The organism is Nocardioides sp. Bht2, assembly GCF_047308515.1.
GTDB lineage: Bacteria > Actinomycetota > Actinomycetes > Propionibacteriales > Nocardioidaceae > Nocardioides.
This window is the reverse complement of the sequence record NZ_JBLBWI010000019.1, coordinates 64857-85542: the sequence shown is the minus strand read 5'-3', so window position 1 is coordinate 85542 and position 20686 is coordinate 64857. Positions and strand designations below refer to the sequence as shown.

Sequence of the window (20686 nt, the reverse complement as noted above, 5' to 3'; positions counted from 1 at the left end):
AGACGCGGCCTGACTACCGCACACCCCGAGTGTCAACCAGACCGGGGGCAGACCCCACGGCACCACGAAAGCCCTGCCGGCGCAGAGCGCAGCCGCAATGAAGAGCAGCTTCAATCCAAGAAACTCAAGATCGAGTGAATCCCAACCCTTTTCTTCTCCCAAACTGAGGTTCGGATCGCCGAGGGCCAAGACGCCGGTCAGCGCCATGAGGAGTACGCCAGATACCAGGTTCGCCCGATTTCTTACTTCGACCACGCCCGGATCCCAGGTACTCAATTTCCGTCGCCCTCCCGGCCCTTGAATCAACCACCTCCGGTTAACGGGGGTGGAAGCGAGCAGTCGCCGTTGTCCAAGCTTAGTCCAGGCAGAACTCGTTACCCTCGGGATCGCTCAGTACCAGGTGACCGGCGTCCATCGGCGGCTGCGCCTCGTGGCGAGCAAGGATCGTCGCCCCCAACGCCACCAGTCGGTCCGCCTCAGCACTGAGTGCGGCCATCCGCTCCTCCCCCACTAGCCCAGGCGCAGCGCGGACGTCGAGATGGACCCGGTTCTTCACGATTTTCGTCTCCGGCACCTGCTGGAAGAAGACCCGCGGCCCGACGCCGTCGGGGTCCTCCACGGCAGAACGGGTGTTGCGTTGGTCGGGTGGCACGCCGATCCTGGCGAGGAAGTCGTCCCAGGCAGCCAAGGCATCCACGCCCTCGGCCAACGGGACGCCGGGTGGCCCGGGAATCACGTAACCGAGCGCCGCTGCCCAGAAGCGCGAGAGCATGGCGGGATCGTGGGCGTCGATGGTGATCTGCACGGTTCTGCTCATAGCACCGTGTCTACCGCACACCGCCGACAGATCGCTACGGCTCAGCGCCGTCCGCCCACCCAGCACATAGCGCCCACCAGAGCACCGAAGAGCGCGGCAGCGATGCCGCCGACCAGGAATCGATCGGTATCGCCCTCACCTTGCGGCACACCGTCCAGCACGAACTGGGCTGCCAGGGCGAACGCCGGACCACCAAGAAGCCCGGCAAGGAACGCCCCGAGAAGCCGAACACCGGCCCGCGCCGTCACCGCAGCGCCGGATGCCAGCAGCGCGCAGCAGACCGTCAACGCGACCACCAGGGCCGCGAAAGATGTCACCTCGCTGTTGCTTGGCCGCGGTGTGCTCCTGATCAGGATCAGGCAGTAGATCGTGGTGACCGCGAGACCGCCGAGGATGCCCGCCCGCGCGGAACGGAGATAGTCGATTGTCGTGGAGTTGCTCTGTGGCATGCCGTCGGCCCTTTGCCCTACATCGCGTTGAGCACACGCTCACCCACGCCCTCCCCCGAAGGCCTCCGATTGTAGGAACTCACCGAGCTCGGCACACCCGAAATGCGAGTTCCCAGTCAGCCGGTCTCTGTGGTGCCCTCATAGAGTCCGATGACATTGCCGTCCGGGTCGGTGAACGCTGCCCACCAACTCGTCTCGGAGATCGGGCTCTTCTCCATCGTCACTGTTCCACCCTGGGCTACCGCCGTCTCCAACGCGGCGTCGATGGAGTCGACCTCAACGTAGGACCGCGGCTGACTGAAGTCGGCGCTGCGTGGGGCCAGTCCTCCCCCACTGATCTCGTTGGGTGCCTGCCACATCGGGTAGTCCTCGAATCCCGGCGGTGCCGCGATGGTCCACCCGAAGACCGCGTTGTAGAAGGACTTGGCCCGCTCGAAATCCGCGACCGGGATGTCGAGATGGGTGATGTCGCCGTGCGCCATGACCTGACTCCTCACGTTGGGGCTTCGAGTCTGGCACTGCACCCGTGCCGATCACACCCCCAAATCTGCGGCCACCGGCCATCGCGGAGACTGGCCGTATGCCTCTCTTCTCGGACGAACTGTCCTTCCAGCACGGGCCCGCTTGGCGCAACCGGCTGGCGTTGGCTCCGTTGACCAATCTGCAGAGCAACTCCGATGGCACCCTCACCGACGACGAGCACACCTGGTTGCACACCCGAGCGCTCGGCGGGTTCGGCCGGGTCGAAACCGCCGCCGCCTACGTGGACCGGGTCGGTAGGGCCTGGGAGGGGCAGCTTGGCGTTGCCGACAGCGCCCAGCTTCCGGGCCTGGCCCGCCTGGCCGCTGCGCTGCGCGACGCCGGAGCGGTCTCCTCGGTGCAACTGCACCACGGCGGCCTACGTGGGAACGCCGCTGCCAATCAGGGCACCAACCTGGCGCCATGGGACGACCCCGCAAAGTCGGCACGGGCGATGACCACCGATGAGGTCGAGGAAGCGATCACCCGGTTCGTCGACGGGGCGCGGCTCGCCGAGGAGGCCGGCTTCGACGGGGCCTCGCTGCACGCAGCGCACGGTTACCTTCACGGGCAGTTCCTGGATCCGCGCCACAACCACCGTACGGACCGGTTCGGTGGCAGCTTGGAGAACCGGATCGCACCGATCATCGAGACCTTGCAAGGGATCCGTGCCGCCACCGGACCCGACTTCCAGCTCGGTATCCGGCTGACGCCGGAGGGTTACGGCATCCCGCTGGATGAAGCACGCCAACACCTGACGATCGTGCTGGAGACCGGCCTTGTCGACTATGTCGACCTCTCGCTGTGGGATGTCCGGATGAAGCCGCGCAAGGAAGGCGGTGATCGCCGGCTGATCGACCACTTCATGGACGTACCCCGCGGCACCACCCGGGTCGGCGTCACCGGAAAGGTCGACAGCGCCGCGGAAGCTCAATGGTGCCTGGCGCAGGGCGCCGACTTCGTCGGTGTGGGAATCGGCGCCATCCTGCACCACGACTTCGCCGCCCAGGCGTTGAACGACGACTCATTCGCGATACGGGACCGACCGGTCACCCGTGAAGATCTGCGGGCCGAACACCTCGGCGAACGGTTCATCGACTACCTCGCCGACGGCTGGGACGACCTGGTCGGATGACCCCCTCCCTCTCCAAGGTATAGCCGAGAGGGGGCCTTGCGGCAAGGCCCCCCAGGGGCGGCACAATCCCGGTTCCGCACCGTGATTGGAGCCTCCGTGCCTTCTGGGACCGCCAGCGTCTTCCGCCTCCCCCGCCATCTCGAGCACAAATCCAGCCAGGAACTCCTAGCCGACGACGAGCGCCAGCTCCGCATGATCGGCGAGGCGCTGAACCGTCGCCGTGCAGAGCTCACCGACCAGCTGGACGCCGCGCGGCGCGCTGCGACCCGCCGAGGTCAGGCTGCGTTGGAGCGTGACGTGGAGATCCGCCGGTTGAGTCGCCGCCTGGCCGAGCTGAGCAGGTTCAGTCTCGACCTCTGTCTGGGCAGGATCGTGCCGGTCGACGGCGGCGCCCCGGTCTATATCGGACGGAGCGGCCTCGCCGACAGCGACGGCAACCGGCTGCTCATCGACTGGCGGACGCCAGCCGCGGAGCCCTTCTTCGCCGCGACCGCAGCGGCGCCGCTCGCGATCGCCAGTCGCCGCCGCTACCGCTGGAGTCAGGGCGTCATCACCGACTACTGGGACGAGGTACTGACTCCCGGCATCTCGACGGCGGGTCTCGCCCTCGATGAGGACTCCGCCCTGCTGGCCAGCTTGGCCGAGAGTCGCTCGTCGCAGATGCGCGACGTGCTGGCTACGCTGCAGGCAGACCAGAACGCGATCATCCGGGCCGACTCTCGTGGTGCACTGGTAGTCGACGGCGGCCCAGGGACCGGGAAGACCGTCGTCGCGCTGCACCGTGCCGCCTATCTGCTCCACGCAGATCCACTCCTCGGCCCGGGACGCGGCGGCGTGCTGGTGGTCGGGCCGCACCAGCCCTACCTGCACTACGTCGCGGACGTCCTGCCGCGGCTCGGAGAGGAGAGCGTGCAGACCTGCACCATCGCCGACCTGGCCGGCGTCGGCGAGCTCCCTGCTGAGGCGGACCCCGCGGTGACCCGGCTCAAAGAGACCGTGCAGATGGTCGAGGCGATCGAACGCGCGGTCGCGATCTACGAGGAGCCGCCCAGCCAACGGTTGGAGGTCGAGACACCGGAGGCGGAGTTCACGGTCAGCAAAGCCGACTGGGCGCGCGCCTTCGGCTCCGTTAACTCCAGCACGCCGCACAACGAGGCGCGGGACCGGGTCTGGGAGGCACTGATCGACGATCTGCTCGACCAGGTACCTGGGGACTCGGAGATTCCCGAGACGCGGCTCCGTCGTGACCTGATGCGCGACCCGGAGTTGCGGGAGACCTTCAGTCGGGCGTGGCCGATCATCGAGCCCACAGACCTCGTCGGAGATCTTTGGTCGGCGCCTGCCTATCTCAGGCACTGCGCGCCGCACCTGACCGAAGCCGAGATCCGTGCCCTGCAACGGGAAGCTCCGCTGGCTTGGACGTCGTCCGACCGCCCACTCCTGGATGCGGCGCGGCGGCGGCTCGGCGATCCTCACCGCAGCGCCGCCGAGCAACGACGCACGCGTGAACTCGCTGCCCGTACCGAGGAGATGGATGCGGTCGTCAGCCACCTGCTGGAGGCCGACGACGACCCTGAGGACTCGATCATCATGCTCCGCGGAGCCGACCTTCGCGCCACCCTCGACGACGACCCCGCCACCACGAACGATCGCCGGGACCAGCTGGCGGGGCCGTTCGCCCACGTCATCGTCGACGAGGCACAGGAGCTCTCCGACGCCGAATGGCAGATGCTGCTCAGCCGATGCCCGACACGCTCCTTCACCATCGTCGGCGACCGAGCCCAGGCCCGACAGGGCTTCACCGAGAGCTGGGCCGAACGCCTGGAACGTGTCGGGCTGCGGCAGATCCGGCAGAGTTCCCTGACGATCAACTACCGCACGCCGGCCGAGATCATGGACGCCGCCGCGCCGGTGATCCGCGCCGTCCTGCCTGACGCCAACGTGCCGACCTCGATCAGGGAGGGTGGCCATCCGGTGCTGAGGATCGGCGTCACCGACCGCGACGCGCTGGTGGACGAGTGGCTGGCCACGCACCCGGACGGCGTCGCCTGCGTCATCGGAGATCCAGGTTTCAACGCTGGTGGCCGGGTCGCTTCACTAGCTCCTGCGGAGTGCAAAGGACTGGAGTTCGATCTCGTCCTCCTCCACGATCCGGACTCCTGGGGTACGGACCTGACCGCAGCCGTCGACACCTACGTCGCGATGACCCGGGCGACCCGCCGACTCGTCGTCACCCATCCCTGAACTGGCACCGCTCCGTAGGATCGGTGCGTGATTCACGAGTACCTCTACATCGCCGGTGGCGGGCTCCTGATCGCGATCGTGGCGGCGGCGTTCTCCCGGCGTACCGGCGTCGCGGCACCGCTGCTGTTGATCGCCTTCGGTTGTGCGGCCAGCTTCCTGCCCGACATGCCGGACATCGACGTATCACCCGAGCTGATCCTGACCGGGGTTCTGCCACCACTGCTCTACGCGTCCGCGGTGCGGCTGCCGGTCCTGGATCTGCGGCGCAACCTCAGGCTGATCACCTGGCTCGCCATGGTGATCGTGGTCGTCGGCGCTCTCGGCGTGGGCTACGCCGTGCACGTGCTCTTCGGCGTTCCCCTGCCGTTGGCGATCGCACTCGGGGCGGTGGTCAGCCCGACCGACGCCGTCGCCGCGACGGCCATCGGAAAGCGGCTCGGTCTACCGCCACGGGTGATGACGGTGCTCGAGGGTGAGAGTCTGGTCAACGACGCGTCCGCACTGGTGGTGCTGCGGACGGCCCTGGTCGCGGCCAGCGCCGGCACCTTCAGCATCGGCGACGCCGCCGCAAACTTCCTGTGGGCCGTTGTCGGCGCCGTGCTGGTCGGCCTGGCGATCGGCTGGCTCAATGTCCTGGTCCGGCAGCGCCTGGCCGACCCCGTGCTGAACACCTCGATCTCCTTCGCCGTCCCTTTCCTCGCCTTCATCCCGGCAGAGGAGATGCACGCCTCGGGCGTCCTGGCGGTGGTTGTCGCGGGCGTGATCACCGGGCACCAGTCCGGGAAACGGTTCACCGCACGGGACCGGCAGACCGAGCGGACCAACTGGGCCACCATCAATTTCCTGCTGGAGCAGGCCGTCTTCCTGCTGATGGGCTATGAGCTCCCCAACCTGATCGAACAGGCCCGAGGCGAGAGCTCGGACGGCCGGATCGCAGCGATGGTGCTCGTCGTCTTCGGTCTACTCGGGGTGCTCCGGTTCATCGGGGTGGCGGGCCCGCTGTTGATGGACCGCCGACGCCGTCCGCAACGCGCCAAGCGGATCCGGAGCAGGATCGCCGCCGTCGAGGAGCGGCTCGAGGATCTCGCGCCGGCCACCACGAAGGAGCTCGACCGGATCTCGATCGCCCGGCATCGGATCGCCCGGCACAGTGCCGATGTCGACTTCGCCATGCGGGAGCCACTGACCGGGCGGGCCGGCTTGGTGCTGGCCTGGGCAGGGATGCGAGGCGTGGTCACCCTTGCTGCTGTGCAGACCCTTCCACTGGATGCCGAGAACCGAGCAACCCTCGTCGTGGTCGCGGTCCTGGTCGCGGTGGCGACCTTGGTCGTCTTCGGCCTCACCCTGCCGGTCCTCATCCACCGGCTCAATCTGGAGTCGGTCTCCCCGGAGGACGAACGTGATGAGTTCTTCGGCCTGATGAAGCAGCTCGCGGCCGCCACCACCGAGCAGCTGGGCCCGATGGAGGAGCTCGAGGTCGACGGACGCCCGTTGGAGCCCGAACTGGTCGACTCCTTGAAGCATCGGTTCCTGCCGATCCTGCTCGGACACATCCAGAGCCTGCGCCAGACCCGGCCCGGAGCGCGGGAACGCTCGCTGTTGGTCCAACATCTCTATCTCGACACGATGCGGGACGCGCTGATGCAGGAGCGCTCGATAGGTGCCTATTCGAGTGCCGCCTATGCGCGGGCCGAGGCGCTGTTGGACCGCGAGGAGCACCGTCTCAACGCCGGCATCTAGCCCGCGGTCAGACCGAGACGACGTCAGCCGAGGTAGGTCGCGAGGTGCTGGCCGGTAAGCGTCTCCTTCGTCGCGACCAGGTCGGCGGGGGTGCCCTCGAAGACGACCGTGCCGCCGTCGTGGCCGGCGCCCGGCCCGAGGTCGATGATCCAGTCCGCGTGGGCCATCACCGCCTGGTGGTGCTCGATCACCACGACCGACTTCCCGGAGTCCACGAGCCGGTCGAGGAGACCGAGGAGGTTTTCGACGTCTGCCAGGTGCAGACCGGTGGTGGGCTCGTCGAGCACGTAAACGTCGCCCTTCTCCCCCATCTGGGTGGCGAGCTTGAGCCGCTGCCGCTCACCGCCGGAAAGGGTCGTCAGCGGCTGACCGAGGCTGAGGTAGCCCAGGCCGACGTCGACCGGACGGAGCAGGATCTTGTGAGCGGCCGGAATCTTCGACTCGCCATCGGCGAAGAACTCGGCAGCCTGGGCCACCGGCATCGCCAGCACCTCGCTGATGTCCTTGCCGCCGAAGCGGTACTCCAGCACCGAGGCGGTGAACCGCTTGCCGCCGCACTCCTCACAGACGACTGCGACGCCGGCCATGATCGCCAGGTCGGTGTAGATCACGCCGGCACCCTTACACGTTGCGCAGGCACCTTCCGAGTTGGCGCTGAACAGCGCGGGCTTCACCCCGTTGGCCTTGGCGAACGCCTTCCGGATCGGCTCGAGCAGACCGGTGTAGGTGGCCGGGTTGCTGCGCCGCGAGCCCTTGATCGCTCCCTGGTCGACGACGACCACGTCGTCCCGGTTCGCCAACGAACCGTGGATCAACGAGCTCTTGCCGGAGCCGGCAACACCGGTGACGACGACGAGCACGCCCTGGGGCACGTCGACGCTGACGTCGCGCAGGTTGTGGGTGGTGGCGTTGCGGATCTCCATCACACCGGAGGCCGGGCGGACCTTCTCCTTCAACTGCGCCCTGTCGTCGAGGTGACGACCGGTCACGGTGTCGCTGGCCCGGAGACCGGCCACCGTCCCTTCGAAGCAGATCTCACCGCCGGCCGCACCGGCCCCCGGACCGAGGTCGACGACGTGGTCAGCGATCGCGATCGTCTCCGGTTTGTGCTCCACCACAAGGACCGTGTTGCCCTTATCGCGAAGCTGGAGCAGGAGTTCGTTCATTCGCTCGATGTCGTGCGGGTGCAGACCGACCGTCGGCTCGTCGAAGACATAGGTGACGTCGGTCAGTGAGGATCCGAGGTGCCGGATCATCTTCACGCGTTGCGCTTCACCACCCGACAACGAACCGGAGGCGCGGTCGAGACTCAGGTAGCCCAACCCGATGCCGACGAATGAGTCGAGCGTCTCGCGGAGTCCGGTCAGCAACGGCGCCACGGTCGGCTCGTCGAGGCCCCGTACCCACTCCGCCAGATCACTGATCTGCATGGCGCAGGCGTCGGCGATGCTGATCCCTGCCACCTTGGAGGATCGTGCGCCCTCGCTGAGCCGGGTGCCGCCGCAGTCCGGGCACGTGTCGAACCGGATCGCGCGGTCAACGAAGGCGCGGATGTGGGGCTGCATCGCCTCGCGGTCCTTACTGAGGAAGGACTTCTGGATCTGCGGGATCAGGCCGAGGTAGGTCAGGTTGATGCCCTCGACCTTGATCTTGGTGGCGGGCTTGTGCAGGAGATCGGCCATCTCCTTCTTCGTGTACTTCTTCAGCGGCTTGTCCGGGTCGAACCAGCCACAACCACGGAAGATCCGCCCGTACCAACCCTCCATGCTGTAGCCGGGCACGGTGAGCGCGCCCTCGTTGAGCGAAAGCTCCTCGTCGAAGAGAGCCGAGAGTTCGAACTCGCTGACCTTGCCGGTGCCCTCACAGCGCGCACACATGCCGCCGACGATGGAGAACGTCTTCTTCTCGCGGGTGGTCTCGGTGCCCTTCTGCACCGTCACCGCGCCGGCGCCGGAGACGGAGGCGACGTTGAACGAGTAGGCCTGCGGCGAACCGATCTGTGGGTCGCCGAGACGGCTGAAGAGGATCCGAAGCATCGCGTTCGCATCGGTGACGGTGCCGACCGTCGAGCGAATGTTCGCGCCGAGCCGTTCCTGGTCGACGATGATCGCGGTGGTCAGCCCGTCGAGGAGGTCGACGTCGGGGCGCGAGAGGGTGGGCATGAAGCCCTGCACGAACGAGCTGTAGGTCTCGTTGATCATCCGCTGGGACTCGGCGGCGATGGTGCCGAAGACCAGCGAACTCTTGCCCGACCCGGAGACCCCGGTGAAGACCGTCAACCGACGCTTCGGCAGGACGACGTGGACGTCCTTGAGGTTGTTCTCCCGTGCGCCGTCGACGCGGATCAGGTCGTGGCTGTCTGCTGGATGGGGCGTGCTGGCGGAGGGCATGCGCCCACCTTAGTGGCGGACCTGGTACCGCCGGCGTCAGTGTTGGCTGGTCCGGATGGTCCGAACGAGCAGGACGAAGGCGGCTACCTGGCTGACGCCGATGATCGCGATCAACAGCTCGCGATGATGCTCATGAAGTCCGCCGGCCAGCGCTCCACCGGCCAGCGCGGCGACGCCCATCGCTGCAGCGAAGACCCCATAGGCGGTGCCGAGCTGGTGCTTCGGCACCAGGTCGGCGACCAGCGCCTTGACCGTCGAGTCCTGGACGCCGGTACCGACCGCCCAGGCGAGCATGCCGACCAACAGCACGGCCACCTGATCGGTGAATACCAAGAACGGCACCGCGGCTACCGCGAACGGAACGAGGTAGAGCACCCGGGCGCCGATCCGGTCGTAGAGCTGACCGGTCGCCAGTGCCGCCACCGCGGCGACCGCCATCGCGCCGGCGTAGACCAGCGGCGCCGCTGCGGCCTTGAAGAGCCCTTCCTGGACGAAGGCGTAGGAGATGACCCCGAAGGTCATCAGGCCCAGGGTGGAGAGCGCGCAGGCGATCGAGAAGAGGTGGAAGCTGGTGGGCAGCTTGGTGCGAACGAGGCTCCCCGGTTCAGGCGCGGAGGGCGCCTCCACGTTCGGCGTCGCCTCGGGCTCCACAGGCATCCGTTGCCGCAACTGGTGTAACAACACCATCGCGATCGCGCCTGGGACCACGAGCAGAGCAAGGGCCAACCACATCCGGCCGGTCAACGCCACCACGCCAGCGATCAGCAACGGCCCACTGAAGGCGCCGATCTGGTCCAACGCCTTGTGAACGCCGAATCCCCGGCCCCTACCGACCGGCTTCGTCATCCCCGCGAGCAGCGCAGACTTCGACGGCGAGCGGATCGCCTTCCCGGTCCGTTCTGCGAGGATCAGCACACTCGCCACGACCAGCCCCGCGCCTCCCACGAACGGCGCGATCGCCAACAGGGGCACACAGAGCGCGGTCATTCCGTAGCCGAGGAACGTCAGCCGCCAGTGGGATCCGGTCCGATCCGCGAGCCGCCCACTGAAGAGCCGAAGGATCAGCGCCATCGCCTCCCCCGCGCCGGTGACCACTCCCACGACCAACGCGGAGGCGCCGAGCGCACCCAGGTACGGGCCTGCGATCGAACGCATTCCCTCGTAGACCATGTCCGCGAAGAGGGAGACGAACCCGAAGGCCCAGATGGAGCGCCACGGCGTCCAGGCCGGGCGGCCGGGTGCCGCGGCGCTCATCACTCAGCGGGCGGGTTCGCCGTGGTAGCCGACCTGCGCCTGCCACTCCCCGGTCGGGTGGACGGCGTGCCACATGAAGTCGGCGATCGGCTCGGGCGAGAACGGGCCCTCCTTCGCCAACACACCGTTGATCTGGACGGCGACCGCCCGCACGCCCCGATCGGCGAGCGTGGCGTCCAGGCTGGTCACCAGGTTCCGGATGGCGGCCTTCTGCACGCCCAGCGAAGGTGCCATCGTCGACGGGGTGTCGGCCGCCGCACTGCCGGTCACCAGGACCCGGGCGCCATCGGAGAAGTACGGCACCGCGGCCTGGACCGCAGGCAGCAGGGCGCCGACGCCGAAGGCGACATCCTCAAGCAGCTCGGGCACCGTCAACTCGAGGACGTCCTTGGCGCGCCAGGCGCTGGGGTTGAAGTGCACGAGGTCGATCCGCCCGAGGCGTTCCCCGACGCCGCTGATGACAGCACGGACCGACTCCGGGTCGAGCAGGTCGAAGGCGGCCCCCTCGGCCTGGAACCCTTCTGCGATCAGGGTCTCAGCCAGCGGCTCCATCCACTCGAGGCTCTCGCCGAGCAGGACGGCCTGGTAGCCCTCGCGGCACCAACGACGAGCGACCGAGAGACCGAGTCCAGGGCCAGCACCAACGATCACCGCAACAGGAGAAGTCATGGCTGCAAACTAGCTGTTGGCCCGTCGTCGCTGTGCGGCAGGCCACGTCGACGGGCGCGCAGCCAAGCGAGCGACGAGAGGACGAAGACCCCACCCAGTAAGGCAGTCACGCCCACATCGCCGTGGTAGAGCACGAGTTCGGCGGGGTTCCAGTCCGAGCGATGCTCCGGGGTCAACCAGCCGGTCGCGTGCCAGGAGAAGCCCACCGCTGCCGGCCCAGCGACCAGCGCCGAGCCGAGCCATCCGGCGCCGAGGACCGCGAGGCGATGGGCGAGGCTCAGATAGCCGGCGAGTAGGAGGGCGGTGCCGACGAAGCCGACGAAGAACATCAGGCTGGTCTGGTCGGGGGTGATGCCATGCGGGCGGTCCAGGCAGTGCCCGCGCGGTCGCGTCGCATCGATGTAGCCGAGGTCGTCGGCCAGGACCGGGTCCAGGAGAGTCAGGCGGGCGTCGTCCCAGTACGCACCGAAGACCGCGCCGCCCACGGTGGCCGACGCCACCAGGAGCGCCCCGACACTTCCGAAGGCGACGAGCAGGGTCGAGCCGGGCATACCAGGGGTCGCTGAGGTCGACTGGTGCATCACGCACTCCCCCTCGTTCCTACCAGGTCCCCCGTCCCGGTGTTGGCGCCATTCTGGCTCGCCGCCCGGTCGCGGTGAAGAGGCTGGCAAGGATGCGACACGGTGAATCCCCAATATGCGGTAGAGCCTTTCGCGCTGTACTTGCGTCACGATTTCTCCCCCATTGGCGCATTTACTCCATTAGGGTGGTGTTTGTGCCGCATCTACGTATCTCCGACGCCGCCGCCCATCTCGGGATCAGCGATGACACCCTCCGCCGCTGGATTGACAGAGGCGTACTCACCGCCACCCATGACGAGGCTGGACGACTCTGCGTCGACGGACTCGAGGTCGCTCTGGCCGGGCGCGATCACTTCGCGCCGGTCGCACCTGCGGAGAACCACCGCAGTTCTGCCCGCAACCGCTTCGTCGGCCTGGTCACCCAGATCAAGGCCGACACCGTGATGGCGCAGGTGGAGTTGCAGTGCGGACCCCATCGGGTGGTGTCACTGATGAGCACCGAGGCGGTTCAGGACCTCGGCCTGGAACTCGGCTCCGTAGCCGTGGCCACCATCAAGTCCACCAACGTGATTGTCGAGGTCGAAGAATGATCCATCGCCGCCTAGCCGCCACCCTCTTCGCCGGAGCCATCGCCTTCGGCACCCTTACCGCCTGCGGCTCCGACGACGACTCCTCCACCACACTCGAGGTCTACGCAGCGGCTTCGCTGCGTGGCTCCTTCGAGAAGATCGCCACCGCCTTCGAGGCCGAGCACAAGGACGTCGAGGTGAAGTTCAACTTCGCCGGCTCCTCGGAGCTCGTCTCGCAGCTGACCCAAGGTGCGGATGCCGACGTGCTCGCCACCGCCGACGAGAAGACGATGGGCCAGGCCACCGACGCCGAACTGTTGAGCGCGCCCGCTCAGATCTTCGCTGGCAACACCCTGCGGATCGTGGTTCCGGCCGGGAACCCCAAGAAGATCTCCAACCTGGCCGACCTGTCCAAGGGCGTTGATCTGGTGATCTGCGCGCCCCAGGTGCCCTGCGGCGCCGCGTCTGTTCAGGTAGCTGAGGCCGCAGGCATCACCCTGCAGCCGGTCAGCGAGGAGCTCAACGTCACCGAAGTGCTGAGCAAGGTCACCAACGGCCAGGCCGACGCCGGTCTGGTCTACCTCACCGACGTGATCAGCGCCGGCGACGCGGTCGAGGGCATCGAGTTCCCTGAGTCCCAGGACGTCATCAACCGCTACCCGATCGGTCGCCTCGAGGAGTCCGACGAGGACGACCTCGCCGATGCCTTCGTCGCCTTCGTCGCCAGCAGCGCAGGCCAGCAGATCCTCGCCGACGCCGGGTTCCAGGCGCCGTGAACCGGTGACCCACTCCCCCGGGGGCGCACTACCGCGCTGGCTCTGGCTGCCCGCAGCAGCCGGCGTCAGCGTGGTCGTGCTCCCCCTGATCGCCCTGGTCGCCCAGGTCGACTGGGCGAATTTCGGGGCGCTGATCACCTCAGACTCATCCAAGGCTGCCCTCTTCCTCAGCCTGCGCACAGCGTCGATCAGTACCGCGCTCTGTCTCCTACTCGGGATCCCGATGGCGCTGGTGATGGCCCGGCATCCACTCCCCGGGCTCGGCGCCGTCCGGGCCGTGGTGCTCCTGCCGCTCGTGCTTCCGCCGGTCGTCGGCGGTCTGGCCCTGCTCTACACCTTCGGTCGCCGTGGGTTGTTGGGCGAGACCATGCAGGTGCTCGGCATCGACATCGCCTTCACCACCACCGCAGTCGTCCTCGCGCAAACCTTCGTCGCGTTACCGTTCCTGGTGATCTCGCTGGAGAGCGCGCTCCGGATCGCAGGCAGTCGCTACGAGGAGGTGGCCGCCTCCCTGGGCGCCTCGCCGAGCCGTGTCCTCTGGCGGGTAACGCTGCCATTGGCGCTGCCCAGCCTGCTCTCCGGAACCGTTCTGGCGTTCGCCCGGGCGCTCGGCGAGTTCGGTGCCACGATCACCTTCGCAGGCAGCCTGGAAGGGGTCACCCGCACGTTGCCGCTGGAGATCTATCTGCAACGCGAGGTCGATCCGGACGCCGCCATCGCCCTCTCTCTCGTCCTGGTGGTCGTCGCCGCCGTGGTGATGACCTTCACCCACAGCAGAACCCGGAGCAGCAGATGAACCTGGCGATCGAGATCCGGGTGCCTGAACGCAACATCGACGTCGCACTCGACCTGCCTCTCGGCAGCACCACCGCCGTGCTGGGTCCGAACGGCTCCGGCAAGTCGAGCCTGCTGGCGGCTGTCGGCGGCCTGCTGGCGCCCGGCCACGGCACCGTGAAGCTCGGCGACCGCCTGCTCAGCAGCGCCGCGGCACCCGAGGTCTGGGTTCCGCCGCACCAACGGAGGATCACCCTGTTGGCGCAGGACCCACGGCTCTTCCCGCACCTCGACGTCCTCGACAACGTGGCCTTCGGGCCGCGCAGCGCCGGCCAGCACAACAGGGCCGCCCGGCGGCTCGCCCACGAATGGCTGGAGCGGGTCGACGCGGTCGAGTTGGCCCACCGCCACCCCGACACTCTGTCGGGTGGCCAGGCGCAACGGATCGCGCTGGCCCGCGCCCTGGCTACCGACCCCGACGTTCTCCTGCTCGATGAACCCTTCGCCGCGCTCGATGTCGAGGCAGCACCGGAGCTGCGGCGCCTGCTTGCCGAGCTGCGCACCGGCGTCACCACGCTCCTGGTCACCCACGACCTGATCGATGCGGTTGCCCTGGCTGATCAGGTCGTCGTTCTGGCCGGCGGGCGGGTCGCCGAGTACGGAGCGACAGCCGAGGTGTTGGTCCGGCCGCAGAGCGCGGCTGCCGCCCGCGCCGCCGGACTCAACCTGATCCGCGACGGCGACACGCTCACGGCTTTCCGGCCCAGCGCAGTCCGCCTTTTCGACGACGGCGCCCCGACAGCCCTCTGGACCAGGATCGAGGCACTAGAACCACACGGGGACTACATCCGGGTCAGGTGCACCGATCTGCTGGCCGACCTGGCGCCCGTCGAGGTCGGTGCCTTGAGCCCCGGCGACCGGGTCCAGTGGGAGGTCTCACCCGACCAGGTCACCCGTTATCCGGCCCACTGACCCTCAGCCTTGAGGGTCAGGGCGTCAGCATCACCTTGATCGCACGGCGCTCGTCCATCGCCGCGTAGCCTTCCGCGACCTGCTCCAGCGGGAGCGCGAGGTCGAAGACGCGTCCTGGATCGATCGCCCCAGCAAGGACGCGGTGCAACAGATCCGGCAGGTACGCACGGACCGGTGCCATCCCACCCGCGAGGCCCACGTTGCGCCCGAACATCGAATTCACCGGGATCTGAACACCGTGCGGCACCCCGACGAACCCGACGGTGGCACCGGGCCGGGCCACCCGGAGCGCGGTCTTCATCGACTGATCCGTACCGACGCACTCCAGGACCGCGTCAGCGCCGACCCCGTCCGTCGCTTCGGCGACAGCGTCGGCCGCCTCCTTGCCCCGCACCGCGACGATCTCGGTGGCGCCGAAGGCCGTCGCGATCGCCTGACGGTCAGCGTGCCGCGACATCGCGATGATCCGTTCCGCGCCGAGTTCACGAGCCGCCAGCACCCCGCATAGCCCTACGGCGCCGTCGCCGACGACGACCACCGTGTCACCGGGCTTGACCCGGGCGGAGACCGCCGCGTGCCAGCCGGTGGGCATCACATCGGAGAGCGCGAGAAGTGCCGGGTACAACGAAGCGTCGGGGGTGCCCGGCACCTTCACCAACGAACCGTCCGCCTGGTTGACCAGCGTGAACTCGCTCTGGCCCGAGGTCGTCACGCCCAGGTTGACGCAGGCCGAGTGCATGCCGACCTGGCAGTGGGCACAGGTGTTGTCACAGTGGTCGAAGGGCACCACGACGAAGTCACCGACGGCGACGTCGCGCACCGCATCGCCGATCTCCACCACCTCGCCGATGCATTCGTGGCCGATCGTGGCGCCCACCTTGATCGGGTTCTCGCCTCGGTAGGGCCAGAGGTCCGAGCCGCAGATGCAGCCCGCGACCACCCGGACGATGGCGTCGGTATCGCGACCGATCGTCGGATCGGGAGCCTCGGTGAAGCGGATGTCTCGGGTACCGTGAATGGTGGTCGCACGCATGGGGGCGATCCTGTCACGCGGCGCGCCGGTTGGCTCCTATCTCATATGTGAGTTAACGTCGACAGCATGACGCAGGACTATCTCGGTCGCATCGGAAACCTGATCCGCGACGCTCGCAAGCACCGCGGCCTGACCCAGCAGCAGCTGGCCGATCTGCTCGGCACCAGCCAGTCGGCGGTCACCCGGATCGAGAAGGGTCATCAGAACCTCTCCCTCGAGATGTTGGCCCGGATCGGCAGCGCTCTGGACTCCGAGATCGTCGCCCTCGGCGCAGGCGGGCCCACCCACCTGCGGGTGACCGGTCCGACCACCCTCACCGGCAGCATCGACGTGAAGTCGTCGAAGAACGCCGGCGTCGCCCTGCTCTGTGCGTCGCTGCTCAACAAGGGCCGGACCACCTTGCGCAAGGTCGCCCGGATCGAGGAGGTCAACCGGCTGCTGGAGGTGCTGCACAGCATCGGCGTGCAGACCCGCTGGCTCAACGAGGAGAACGATCTGGAGATCGTTCCCCCCGCCGTCCTCGACCTGGCGAACATCGACCAGGAGGCTGCCCGCCGGACCCGGTCGATCATCATGTTCCTCGGCCCGCTGCTGCACCGCGAGGAGGTTTTCGACCTGCCGTACGCGGGCGGCTGCAACCTCGGCGACCGCACCGTCCAGCCGCACATGGCGGCGCTGCGCCCGTTCGGCCTCGACGTCAAGGCGACCGAGGGCAGCTACCACGCCCGAGTGAACCGGGCGATGGAGCCGGGCCGGCCGATCGTGCTCACCGAACGCGGAGACACCGTCACCGAGAACGCGCTGATGGCAGCGGCCCTGCACCCGGGCACCACGGTGATCCGCAACGCCTCGTCGAACTACATGGTCCAGGACCTCTGCTTCTACCTGCAGAAGTTGGGCGTCGTCGTCGACGGTGTCGGCAGCACCACCCTCAGCGTCACCGGTCTGCCCGAGATCAACGTGGACGTCGACTACGCACCGAGCGAGGACCCGATCGAGGCGATGTCGCTGCTCGCCGCCGCGATCGTGACCAAGTCGGAGATCACCATCCGCCGAGTGCCGATCGAGTTCTTGGAGATCGAGCTCGCGACCCTCGAGGAGATGGGCTTCGACTACCACCGCTCCGACGAGTACCCGGCCGAGAACGGCCAGACCCGGCTCGTCGACCTAACCACCCGGCCGTCGGAGCTGCATGCTCCGCTGGACAAGATCCACCCGCTCCCGTTCCCCGGCCTCAACATCGACAACCTGCCCTTCTTCGCGGTGATCGCCGCCGTCGCCGAGGGCCAGACCCTGCTCCACGACTGGGTCTACGAGAACCGCGCGATCTACCTCACCGAACTCAACAAGCTCGGTGGTCAGGTCAAGCTGCTCGACCCGCACCGGGTACTGGTCGAGGGGCCGACCCGGTTCTCGGGGACCGAGATCGTCTGCCCTCCGGCGCTCCGTCCGGCCGTCGTCATCCTGCTCGCCATGCTGGCCGCCAAGGGCACCTCGGTGCTCCGCTCGACCTACGTGATCCATCGCGGTTACGAGGACCTGGCAGAGCGGCTCAACGAGCTTGGCGCGAACATCGTGACCTTCCGCGACATCTGAGTCGGCCAAGGCCCGACGCCAGCTCAGTCGAAGAGCGTCGCCACCCAGGCCGGTGCCCGCACGGGCGCCGGCGGGGGTGCCGCCATGTCGGCGGTGATCCGCGGCAACGGGGCGGTGTGGAACCCTTCCGCCGATCGGTGCCAGTCGTTCTCGGCGTCGATCAGATCACCGAGCGCGAGCCGTTCCAGGAAAACACCGTGGCCGTCGGGACACCGCCGCACTGCACTGCGCCCCAGGCGCCTCTCTTCCATCCCCACCCCGCAACGCGGGCACTCAAGAGTCTCCATGACCTGACGGTACTCCTGGGCTGAGCCGGGCCAGGGGCGACGCGCAGCGGCATACGCCGCAGTACCCCAGATCATCTTCGCGCTGGGGTTGAATGACGCTTGTGCAGCGACCCATCACCGGCCACCCCTACCTCGACGACGCCCGCGGCGTCCTCGCCTTCGCCCACCGCGGCGGCGCCACCCATCCCGACCTGGTCGGGCTGGAGAACACGATGCGCGCGTTCCGGCATGCGGTGGCGTTGGGCTATCGGTACCTCGAGACCGACGTTCACACCACGAGTGACGGCGTACTGCTGGCCTTCCACGACGCCCACCTGGACCGGGTGACGGAGCAGAGCGGCGTGGTCGCCGAGATGCTCGCCACCGACCTCGCCGCAGTGCGGTTGGGCGGAAGCGAAGCCATCCCGACCCTTGCCGAACTCTTCGAGAACTTCCCCGATGCCCGGTTCAACATCGACCTGAAGTCGGCCGCCAGCGTCGACGCCCTGGCCAGCTTCCTCGCCGAGCGTGACGCCTACGACCGGGTGATGGTCGGCTCCTTCTCCGCCACCAATCTGCGCCGTTTCCGCCGACTTACCCGGGGGCGGGTCGCCACCTCCGCGCACCCCGGCGAGGTGCTGCTCTGGGTACTCGCCCCGACCGGCGCGATCGCCGACCGGCTCACCCGTCGCCGGGTGAGTGCGCTGCAGATCCCCTATCGGCGGGGGCGTCTCACCGTCGCCTCGAAGTGGCTGATCCGCAAGGCGCACCGCGCAGGAAAACACGTCCACGTCTGGACCATCGACGACCCCCGCGAGATGAATGCGTTGATCGATGCGGGTGTCGACGGCCTGATGACCGACCGCACCGACATACTCAAGGCCGTACTGGTAGCGCGTGGCCTGTGGGAGGGAACGCCGTCGTGAAGGAGCCTGAAGTGACTGGTATCGCGGATTTGCGTCCCCTCCAACGCCGCAGCCAACAGCGCGCCTGGTACTGGTACGACTGGGCCAACTCGGCCTACGTGACGACGGTCGCCACCGTCCTCTTCGCGCCGTACATGATCACGGTCGCCGAGAAGGCCGCCTGCGGCTTCATCAGTGACGACGACAAGGGTCTGGACTGCACGGCCCACCTGGACATCTTGGGCCTCAGCATCGCGCCCGGTGCGCTTCCGGCTTATCTGATCACTTTCTCCACCGTGCTCTCCGCGCTCCTGCTGCCGCTGCTCGGCGCCATCGCCGACCGGACCGCGAACAAGAAGGGCATGCTGGCCGGGTTCGCATGGGCCGGTGCCGCCTTCGCCTCGCTGCTCTGGTTCTGCCGCGGCGACAACTGGGAGATCGGCGCCGTCGCGATCATCGGCGCCAACCTCTGCCTCGGCGCCTCCGCGGTGGTGAACGATGCGATCCTGCCGCTGATCTCCACCGAGGACGAACGGGACCGGGTCTCCTCCCGTGGCTGGGCGTTCGGCTACCTGGGCGGCGGTCTGCTGCTGCTGATCAACCTGATCCTGGTCACCTTCCATGACACCTTCGGCATGGACACCGCCCTGGCGGTCCGGATCTCGATGCTGTCGGCGGCGATCTGGTGGGCCGCCTTCACCTTCATCCCGTTCCTCAAGCTGACCAACCAGCCACTGCCCGAGCGGGAACTGGCCCAGGTCGAGGGCGGCATCGTGGCGCAGAGCTTCGGCCAGCTGTGGCGGACGCTGAAGGAGTTGCGCAACTACCCGATGGCGCTCACCTTCCTGGTCGCCTACCTCTTCTTCAACGACGGTATTCAGACCGTGATCGCCTCATCGTCCGTCTACGGCGAGAAGCAGCTCGGCTTCGGGACGTCGGTGCTGATCGCGACGATCCTGATGGTCCAGTTCGTCGCCTTCGGCGGCGCGCTGCTCTTCGGTCGTGCCGCGGAGAGGTTCGGCGCCAAGCAGGTGATCCTGGTCGGCCTCGTGGTCTGGATGGGCATCGTCATCACCGCCCTCTTCCTGCCCAAGGACCAGATCGTCCCGTTCCTGCTGATGGGCCTGGCGATCGGGATCGTGCTCGGCGGCACTCAGGCGTTGGCCCGCTCTTACTTCTCACTACTGATCCCGCGCGGACGTGAAGCGGAATTCTTCAGCTTCTACCATGCGATGGACCGTGGAACCTCGTGGTTCGGCACTCTCACCTTCGGGCTCGTCTACCAGTGGACCGGCTCCTACCGACCGGCGATCTTCGCGCTGATCATCTTCTTCGTGATCGGTGGCGTGCTGCTCGCCCGGGTCGACACTGCGCGAGGTATCCGCGAGGCGGGTAACATGGCACCAGACGTGATCTGAGACGACACGCACCTGCCACCCCGCGTGGCACCAACCACACCATCGGTCGGAATCTCTCCGGCGTCTCACTCGTTATGCAGTGAGTACGCCGAGGCGCATGGCCGCGTCATGGTGACAGAGTTGGGTCGTCTCTAGGACGGCAAGAAAACCATCGAATCATCCACATCAGTACAACCGGAGGTAGCTCATGGCGGAGCGCACACTGCGCGGAGCGCGACTGGGAGGCCAGAGCTTCGAGGACGAGCGCGGCATCGAGTTCGCAGCTCGCCAGCAGGTGGCCTACTCGTGCCCGCAGGGCCACCAGTTCGAGATCACCATGTCGACCGAGGCCGACATCCCCGCCAACTGGGAGTGCCCCCGCTGCGGTGCCGTCTCCCTCAACGTTGACGGCATCGAGCCCGAAGAGAAGACCGAGAAGCCGGCCCGTACCCACTGGGACATGCTGCTCGAACGCCGCTCGCTCGACGAGCTCGAGGTGATCCTCACCGAGCGCCTGGAGCTGCTGCGCGGCGGCGAGATCGGTCCGGCCCACCTGCACCGGCCGACCAAGGCCAAGAAGAAGGCCAAGGCCTGATGGAG

The 20686-nt window shown here is 67.7% G+C and carries 21 protein-coding genes; 11 read left to right on the top strand and 10 right to left on the bottom strand.

The window, feature by feature from the left end:
* The 4 genes from ACLM5J_RS18530 to ACLM5J_RS18515 all read right to left on the bottom strand — a co-directional run.
* On the bottom strand, positions 1 to 207 hold a 207-nt coding region (locus ACLM5J_RS18530), incomplete at its 3' end, for a hypothetical protein (RefSeq protein WP_413658091.1).
* A gap of 148 nt (positions 208 to 355) precedes the next feature.
* On the bottom strand, positions 356 to 817 hold the full coding sequence (locus ACLM5J_RS18525) for a VOC family protein (RefSeq protein WP_413658089.1): 462 nt from the start codon (positions 815 to 817) through the stop codon (positions 356 to 358).
* Positions 818 to 858: 41 nt separating this feature from the next.
* On the bottom strand, positions 859 to 1266 hold the full coding sequence (locus ACLM5J_RS18520) for a hypothetical protein (RefSeq protein WP_413658088.1): 408 nt from the start codon (positions 1264 to 1266) through the stop codon (positions 859 to 861).
* A gap of 116 nt (positions 1267 to 1382) precedes the next feature.
* Positions 1383 to 1748: a VOC family protein gene (locus ACLM5J_RS18515; RefSeq protein WP_413658087.1), complete on the bottom strand. Its 366-nt coding sequence runs from the start codon at positions 1746 to 1748 to the stop codon at positions 1383 to 1385.
* Between the two features lie 98 nt (positions 1749 to 1846).
* Here ACLM5J_RS18515 and ACLM5J_RS18510 point away from each other — a divergent pair, with 98 nt between their 5' ends.
* The 3 genes from ACLM5J_RS18510 to ACLM5J_RS18500 all read left to right on the top strand — a co-directional run bounded on the left by ACLM5J_RS18510 (position 1847) and on the right by ACLM5J_RS18500 (position 6904).
* Positions 1847 to 2920, top strand: coding sequence for an NADH:flavin oxidoreductase (locus ACLM5J_RS18510; RefSeq protein WP_413658086.1), 1074 nt, complete (start codon positions 1847 to 1849; stop codon positions 2918 to 2920).
* Positions 2921 to 3016: 96 nt separating this feature from the next.
* Entirely contained in the window at positions 3017 to 5164 is a 2148-nt protein-coding gene (helR, locus tag ACLM5J_RS18505; protein WP_413658085.1) for an RNA polymerase recycling motor ATPase HelR, read from the top strand.
* Positions 5165 to 5191: 27 nt separating this feature from the next.
* A complete protein-coding gene (locus ACLM5J_RS18500; protein ID WP_413658084.1) occupies positions 5192 to 6904 on the top strand; it encodes a cation:proton antiporter in 1713 nt (570 codons plus the stop codon).
* Positions 6905 to 6927: 23 nt separating this feature from the next.
* Here ACLM5J_RS18500 and ACLM5J_RS18495 read toward each other — a convergent pair whose 3' ends face one another.
* Genes ACLM5J_RS18495 through ACLM5J_RS18480 form a run of 4 tightly spaced genes read right to left on the bottom strand, consistent with a single transcriptional unit; the run spans position 6928 to position 11798 of the window.
* Complete coding sequence (locus tag ACLM5J_RS18495) at positions 6928 to 9294, bottom strand: ATP-binding cassette domain-containing protein (RefSeq protein ID WP_413658083.1); 2367 nt, start codon at positions 9292 to 9294, stop codon at positions 6928 to 6930.
* A gap of 36 nt (positions 9295 to 9330) precedes the next feature.
* Positions 9331 to 10548 (bottom strand): MFS transporter, encoded by a 1218-nt coding sequence (locus tag ACLM5J_RS18490; protein WP_413658082.1) that lies wholly within the window; start codon positions 10546 to 10548, stop codon positions 9331 to 9333.
* 3 nt (positions 10549 to 10551) lie between these two features.
* Positions 10552 to 11217, bottom strand: a complete 666-nt coding sequence (locus ACLM5J_RS18485) for an SDR family oxidoreductase (protein WP_413658081.1) — start codon at positions 11215 to 11217, stop codon at positions 10552 to 10554.
* Positions 11214 to 11798 (bottom strand): hypothetical protein, encoded by a 585-nt coding sequence (locus ACLM5J_RS18480; protein ID WP_413658080.1) that lies wholly within the window; start codon positions 11796 to 11798, stop codon positions 11214 to 11216. The genes ACLM5J_RS18485 and ACLM5J_RS18480 overlap by 4 nt, the downstream gene beginning before the upstream one ends.
* Before the next feature lie 194 nt (positions 11799 to 11992).
* Here ACLM5J_RS18480 and ACLM5J_RS18475 point away from each other — a divergent pair, with 194 nt between their 5' ends.
* Genes ACLM5J_RS18475 through ACLM5J_RS18460 form a run of 4 tightly spaced genes read left to right on the top strand, consistent with a single transcriptional unit; the run spans position 11993 to position 14889 of the window.
* The gene (locus ACLM5J_RS18475; protein WP_413658079.1) at positions 11993 to 12388 is read left to right on the top strand and encodes a TOBE domain-containing protein; all 396 of its coding nucleotides are present in this window, start codon (positions 11993 to 11995) and stop codon (positions 12386 to 12388) included.
* Complete coding sequence (modA, locus tag ACLM5J_RS18470; RefSeq protein WP_413658078.1) at positions 12385 to 13143, top strand: molybdate ABC transporter substrate-binding protein; 759 nt, start codon at positions 12385 to 12387, stop codon at positions 13141 to 13143. Before ACLM5J_RS18475 ends, modA begins: the two co-directional genes overlap by 4 nt.
* A gap of 4 nt (positions 13144 to 13147) precedes the next feature.
* Positions 13148 to 13939, top strand: coding sequence for an ABC transporter permease (locus ACLM5J_RS18465; protein ID WP_413658077.1), 792 nt, complete (start codon positions 13148 to 13150; stop codon positions 13937 to 13939).
* Positions 13936 to 14889 (top strand): sulfate/molybdate ABC transporter ATP-binding protein, encoded by a 954-nt coding sequence (locus ACLM5J_RS18460; RefSeq protein ID WP_413658076.1) that lies wholly within the window; start codon positions 13936 to 13938, stop codon positions 14887 to 14889. Before ACLM5J_RS18465 ends, ACLM5J_RS18460 begins: the two co-directional genes overlap by 4 nt.
* Before the next feature lie 16 nt (positions 14890 to 14905).
* On the opposite strand, the gene ACLM5J_RS18455 is transcribed toward ACLM5J_RS18460, so the two are convergent.
* A complete protein-coding gene (locus ACLM5J_RS18455) occupies positions 14906 to 15922 on the bottom strand; it encodes a zinc-dependent alcohol dehydrogenase family protein (protein ID WP_413658075.1) in 1017 nt (338 codons plus the stop codon).
* 66 nt (positions 15923 to 15988) lie between these two features.
* Here ACLM5J_RS18455 and ACLM5J_RS18450 point away from each other — a divergent pair, with 66 nt between their 5' ends.
* Entirely contained in the window at positions 15989 to 17518 is a 1530-nt protein-coding gene (locus tag ACLM5J_RS18450; RefSeq protein ID WP_413658074.1) for a helix-turn-helix domain-containing protein, read from the top strand.
* 23 nt (positions 17519 to 17541) lie between these two features.
* Here ACLM5J_RS18450 and ACLM5J_RS18445 read toward each other — a convergent pair whose 3' ends face one another.
* Positions 17542 to 17805 carry a zf-TFIIB domain-containing protein gene (locus tag ACLM5J_RS18445; RefSeq protein ID WP_413658073.1) on the bottom strand — a complete coding sequence of 88 codons (264 nt, stop codon included), beginning with the start codon at positions 17803 to 17805 and terminating at the stop codon, positions 17542 to 17544.
* 101 nt (positions 17806 to 17906) lie between these two features.
* Here ACLM5J_RS18445 and ACLM5J_RS18440 point away from each other — a divergent pair, with 101 nt between their 5' ends.
* From ACLM5J_RS18440 to ACLM5J_RS18430, 3 genes are all read left to right on the top strand, one after another.
* Positions 17907 to 18710 carry a glycerophosphodiester phosphodiesterase family protein gene (locus ACLM5J_RS18440; RefSeq protein WP_413658072.1) on the top strand — a complete coding sequence of 268 codons (804 nt, stop codon included), beginning with the start codon at positions 17907 to 17909 and terminating at the stop codon, positions 18708 to 18710.
* Positions 18711 to 18721: 11 nt separating this feature from the next.
* On the top strand, positions 18722 to 20107 hold the full coding sequence (locus tag ACLM5J_RS18435; RefSeq protein ID WP_413658071.1) for an MFS transporter: 1386 nt from the start codon (positions 18722 to 18724) through the stop codon (positions 20105 to 20107).
* A gap of 187 nt (positions 20108 to 20294) precedes the next feature.
* The gene (locus tag ACLM5J_RS18430) at positions 20295 to 20681 is read left to right on the top strand and encodes an RNA polymerase-binding protein RbpA (protein WP_413658070.1); all 387 of its coding nucleotides are present in this window, start codon (positions 20295 to 20297) and stop codon (positions 20679 to 20681) included.
* The last annotated feature ends 5 nt before the right edge of the window (positions 20682 to 20686 follow it).

What these genes read in the sequence shown, in the direction of transcription:
- ACLM5J_RS18490 (WP_413658082.1), bottom strand. Translation starts at nt 10,548, where the DNA reads ATGAGCGCCGCGGCACCCGGCCGCCCGGCCTGGACGCCGTGGCGCTCC.
- ACLM5J_RS18480 (WP_413658080.1), bottom strand. Translation starts at nt 11,798, where the DNA reads ATGCACCAGTCGACCTCAGCGACCCCTGGTATGCCCGGCTCGACCCTG.
- ACLM5J_RS18450 (WP_413658074.1), top strand. Translation starts at nt 15,989, where the DNA reads ATGACGCAGGACTATCTCGGTCGCATCGGAAACCTGATCCGCGACGCT.
- ACLM5J_RS18485 (WP_413658081.1), bottom strand. Translation starts at nt 11,217, where the DNA reads ATGACTTCTCCTGTTGCGGTGATCGTTGGTGCTGGCCCTGGACTCGGT.
- ACLM5J_RS18510 (WP_413658086.1), top strand. Translation starts at nt 1,847, where the DNA reads ATGCCTCTCTTCTCGGACGAACTGTCCTTCCAGCACGGGCCCGCTTGG.
- ACLM5J_RS18430 (WP_413658070.1), top strand. Translation starts at nt 20,295, where the DNA reads ATGGCGGAGCGCACACTGCGCGGAGCGCGACTGGGAGGCCAGAGCTTC.
- ACLM5J_RS18515 (WP_413658087.1), bottom strand. Translation starts at nt 1,748, where the DNA reads ATGGCGCACGGCGACATCACCCATCTCGACATCCCGGTCGCGGATTTC.
- ACLM5J_RS18455 (WP_413658075.1), bottom strand. Translation starts at nt 15,922, where the DNA reads ATGCGTGCGACCACCATTCACGGTACCCGAGACATCCGCTTCACCGAG.
- ACLM5J_RS18445 (WP_413658073.1), bottom strand. Translation starts at nt 17,805, where the DNA reads ATGGAGACTCTTGAGTGCCCGCGTTGCGGGGTGGGGATGGAAGAGAGG.
- modA (WP_413658078.1), top strand. Translation starts at nt 12,385, where the DNA reads ATGATCCATCGCCGCCTAGCCGCCACCCTCTTCGCCGGAGCCATCGCC.
- ACLM5J_RS18495 (WP_413658083.1), bottom strand. Translation starts at nt 9,294, where the DNA reads ATGCCCTCCGCCAGCACGCCCCATCCAGCAGACAGCCACGACCTGATC.
- ACLM5J_RS18460 (WP_413658076.1), top strand. Translation starts at nt 13,936, where the DNA reads ATGAACCTGGCGATCGAGATCCGGGTGCCTGAACGCAACATCGACGTC.
- ACLM5J_RS18520 (WP_413658088.1), bottom strand. Translation starts at nt 1,266, where the DNA reads ATGCCACAGAGCAACTCCACGACAATCGACTATCTCCGTTCCGCGCGG.
- ACLM5J_RS18525 (WP_413658089.1), bottom strand. Translation starts at nt 817, where the DNA reads ATGAGCAGAACCGTGCAGATCACCATCGACGCCCACGATCCCGCCATG.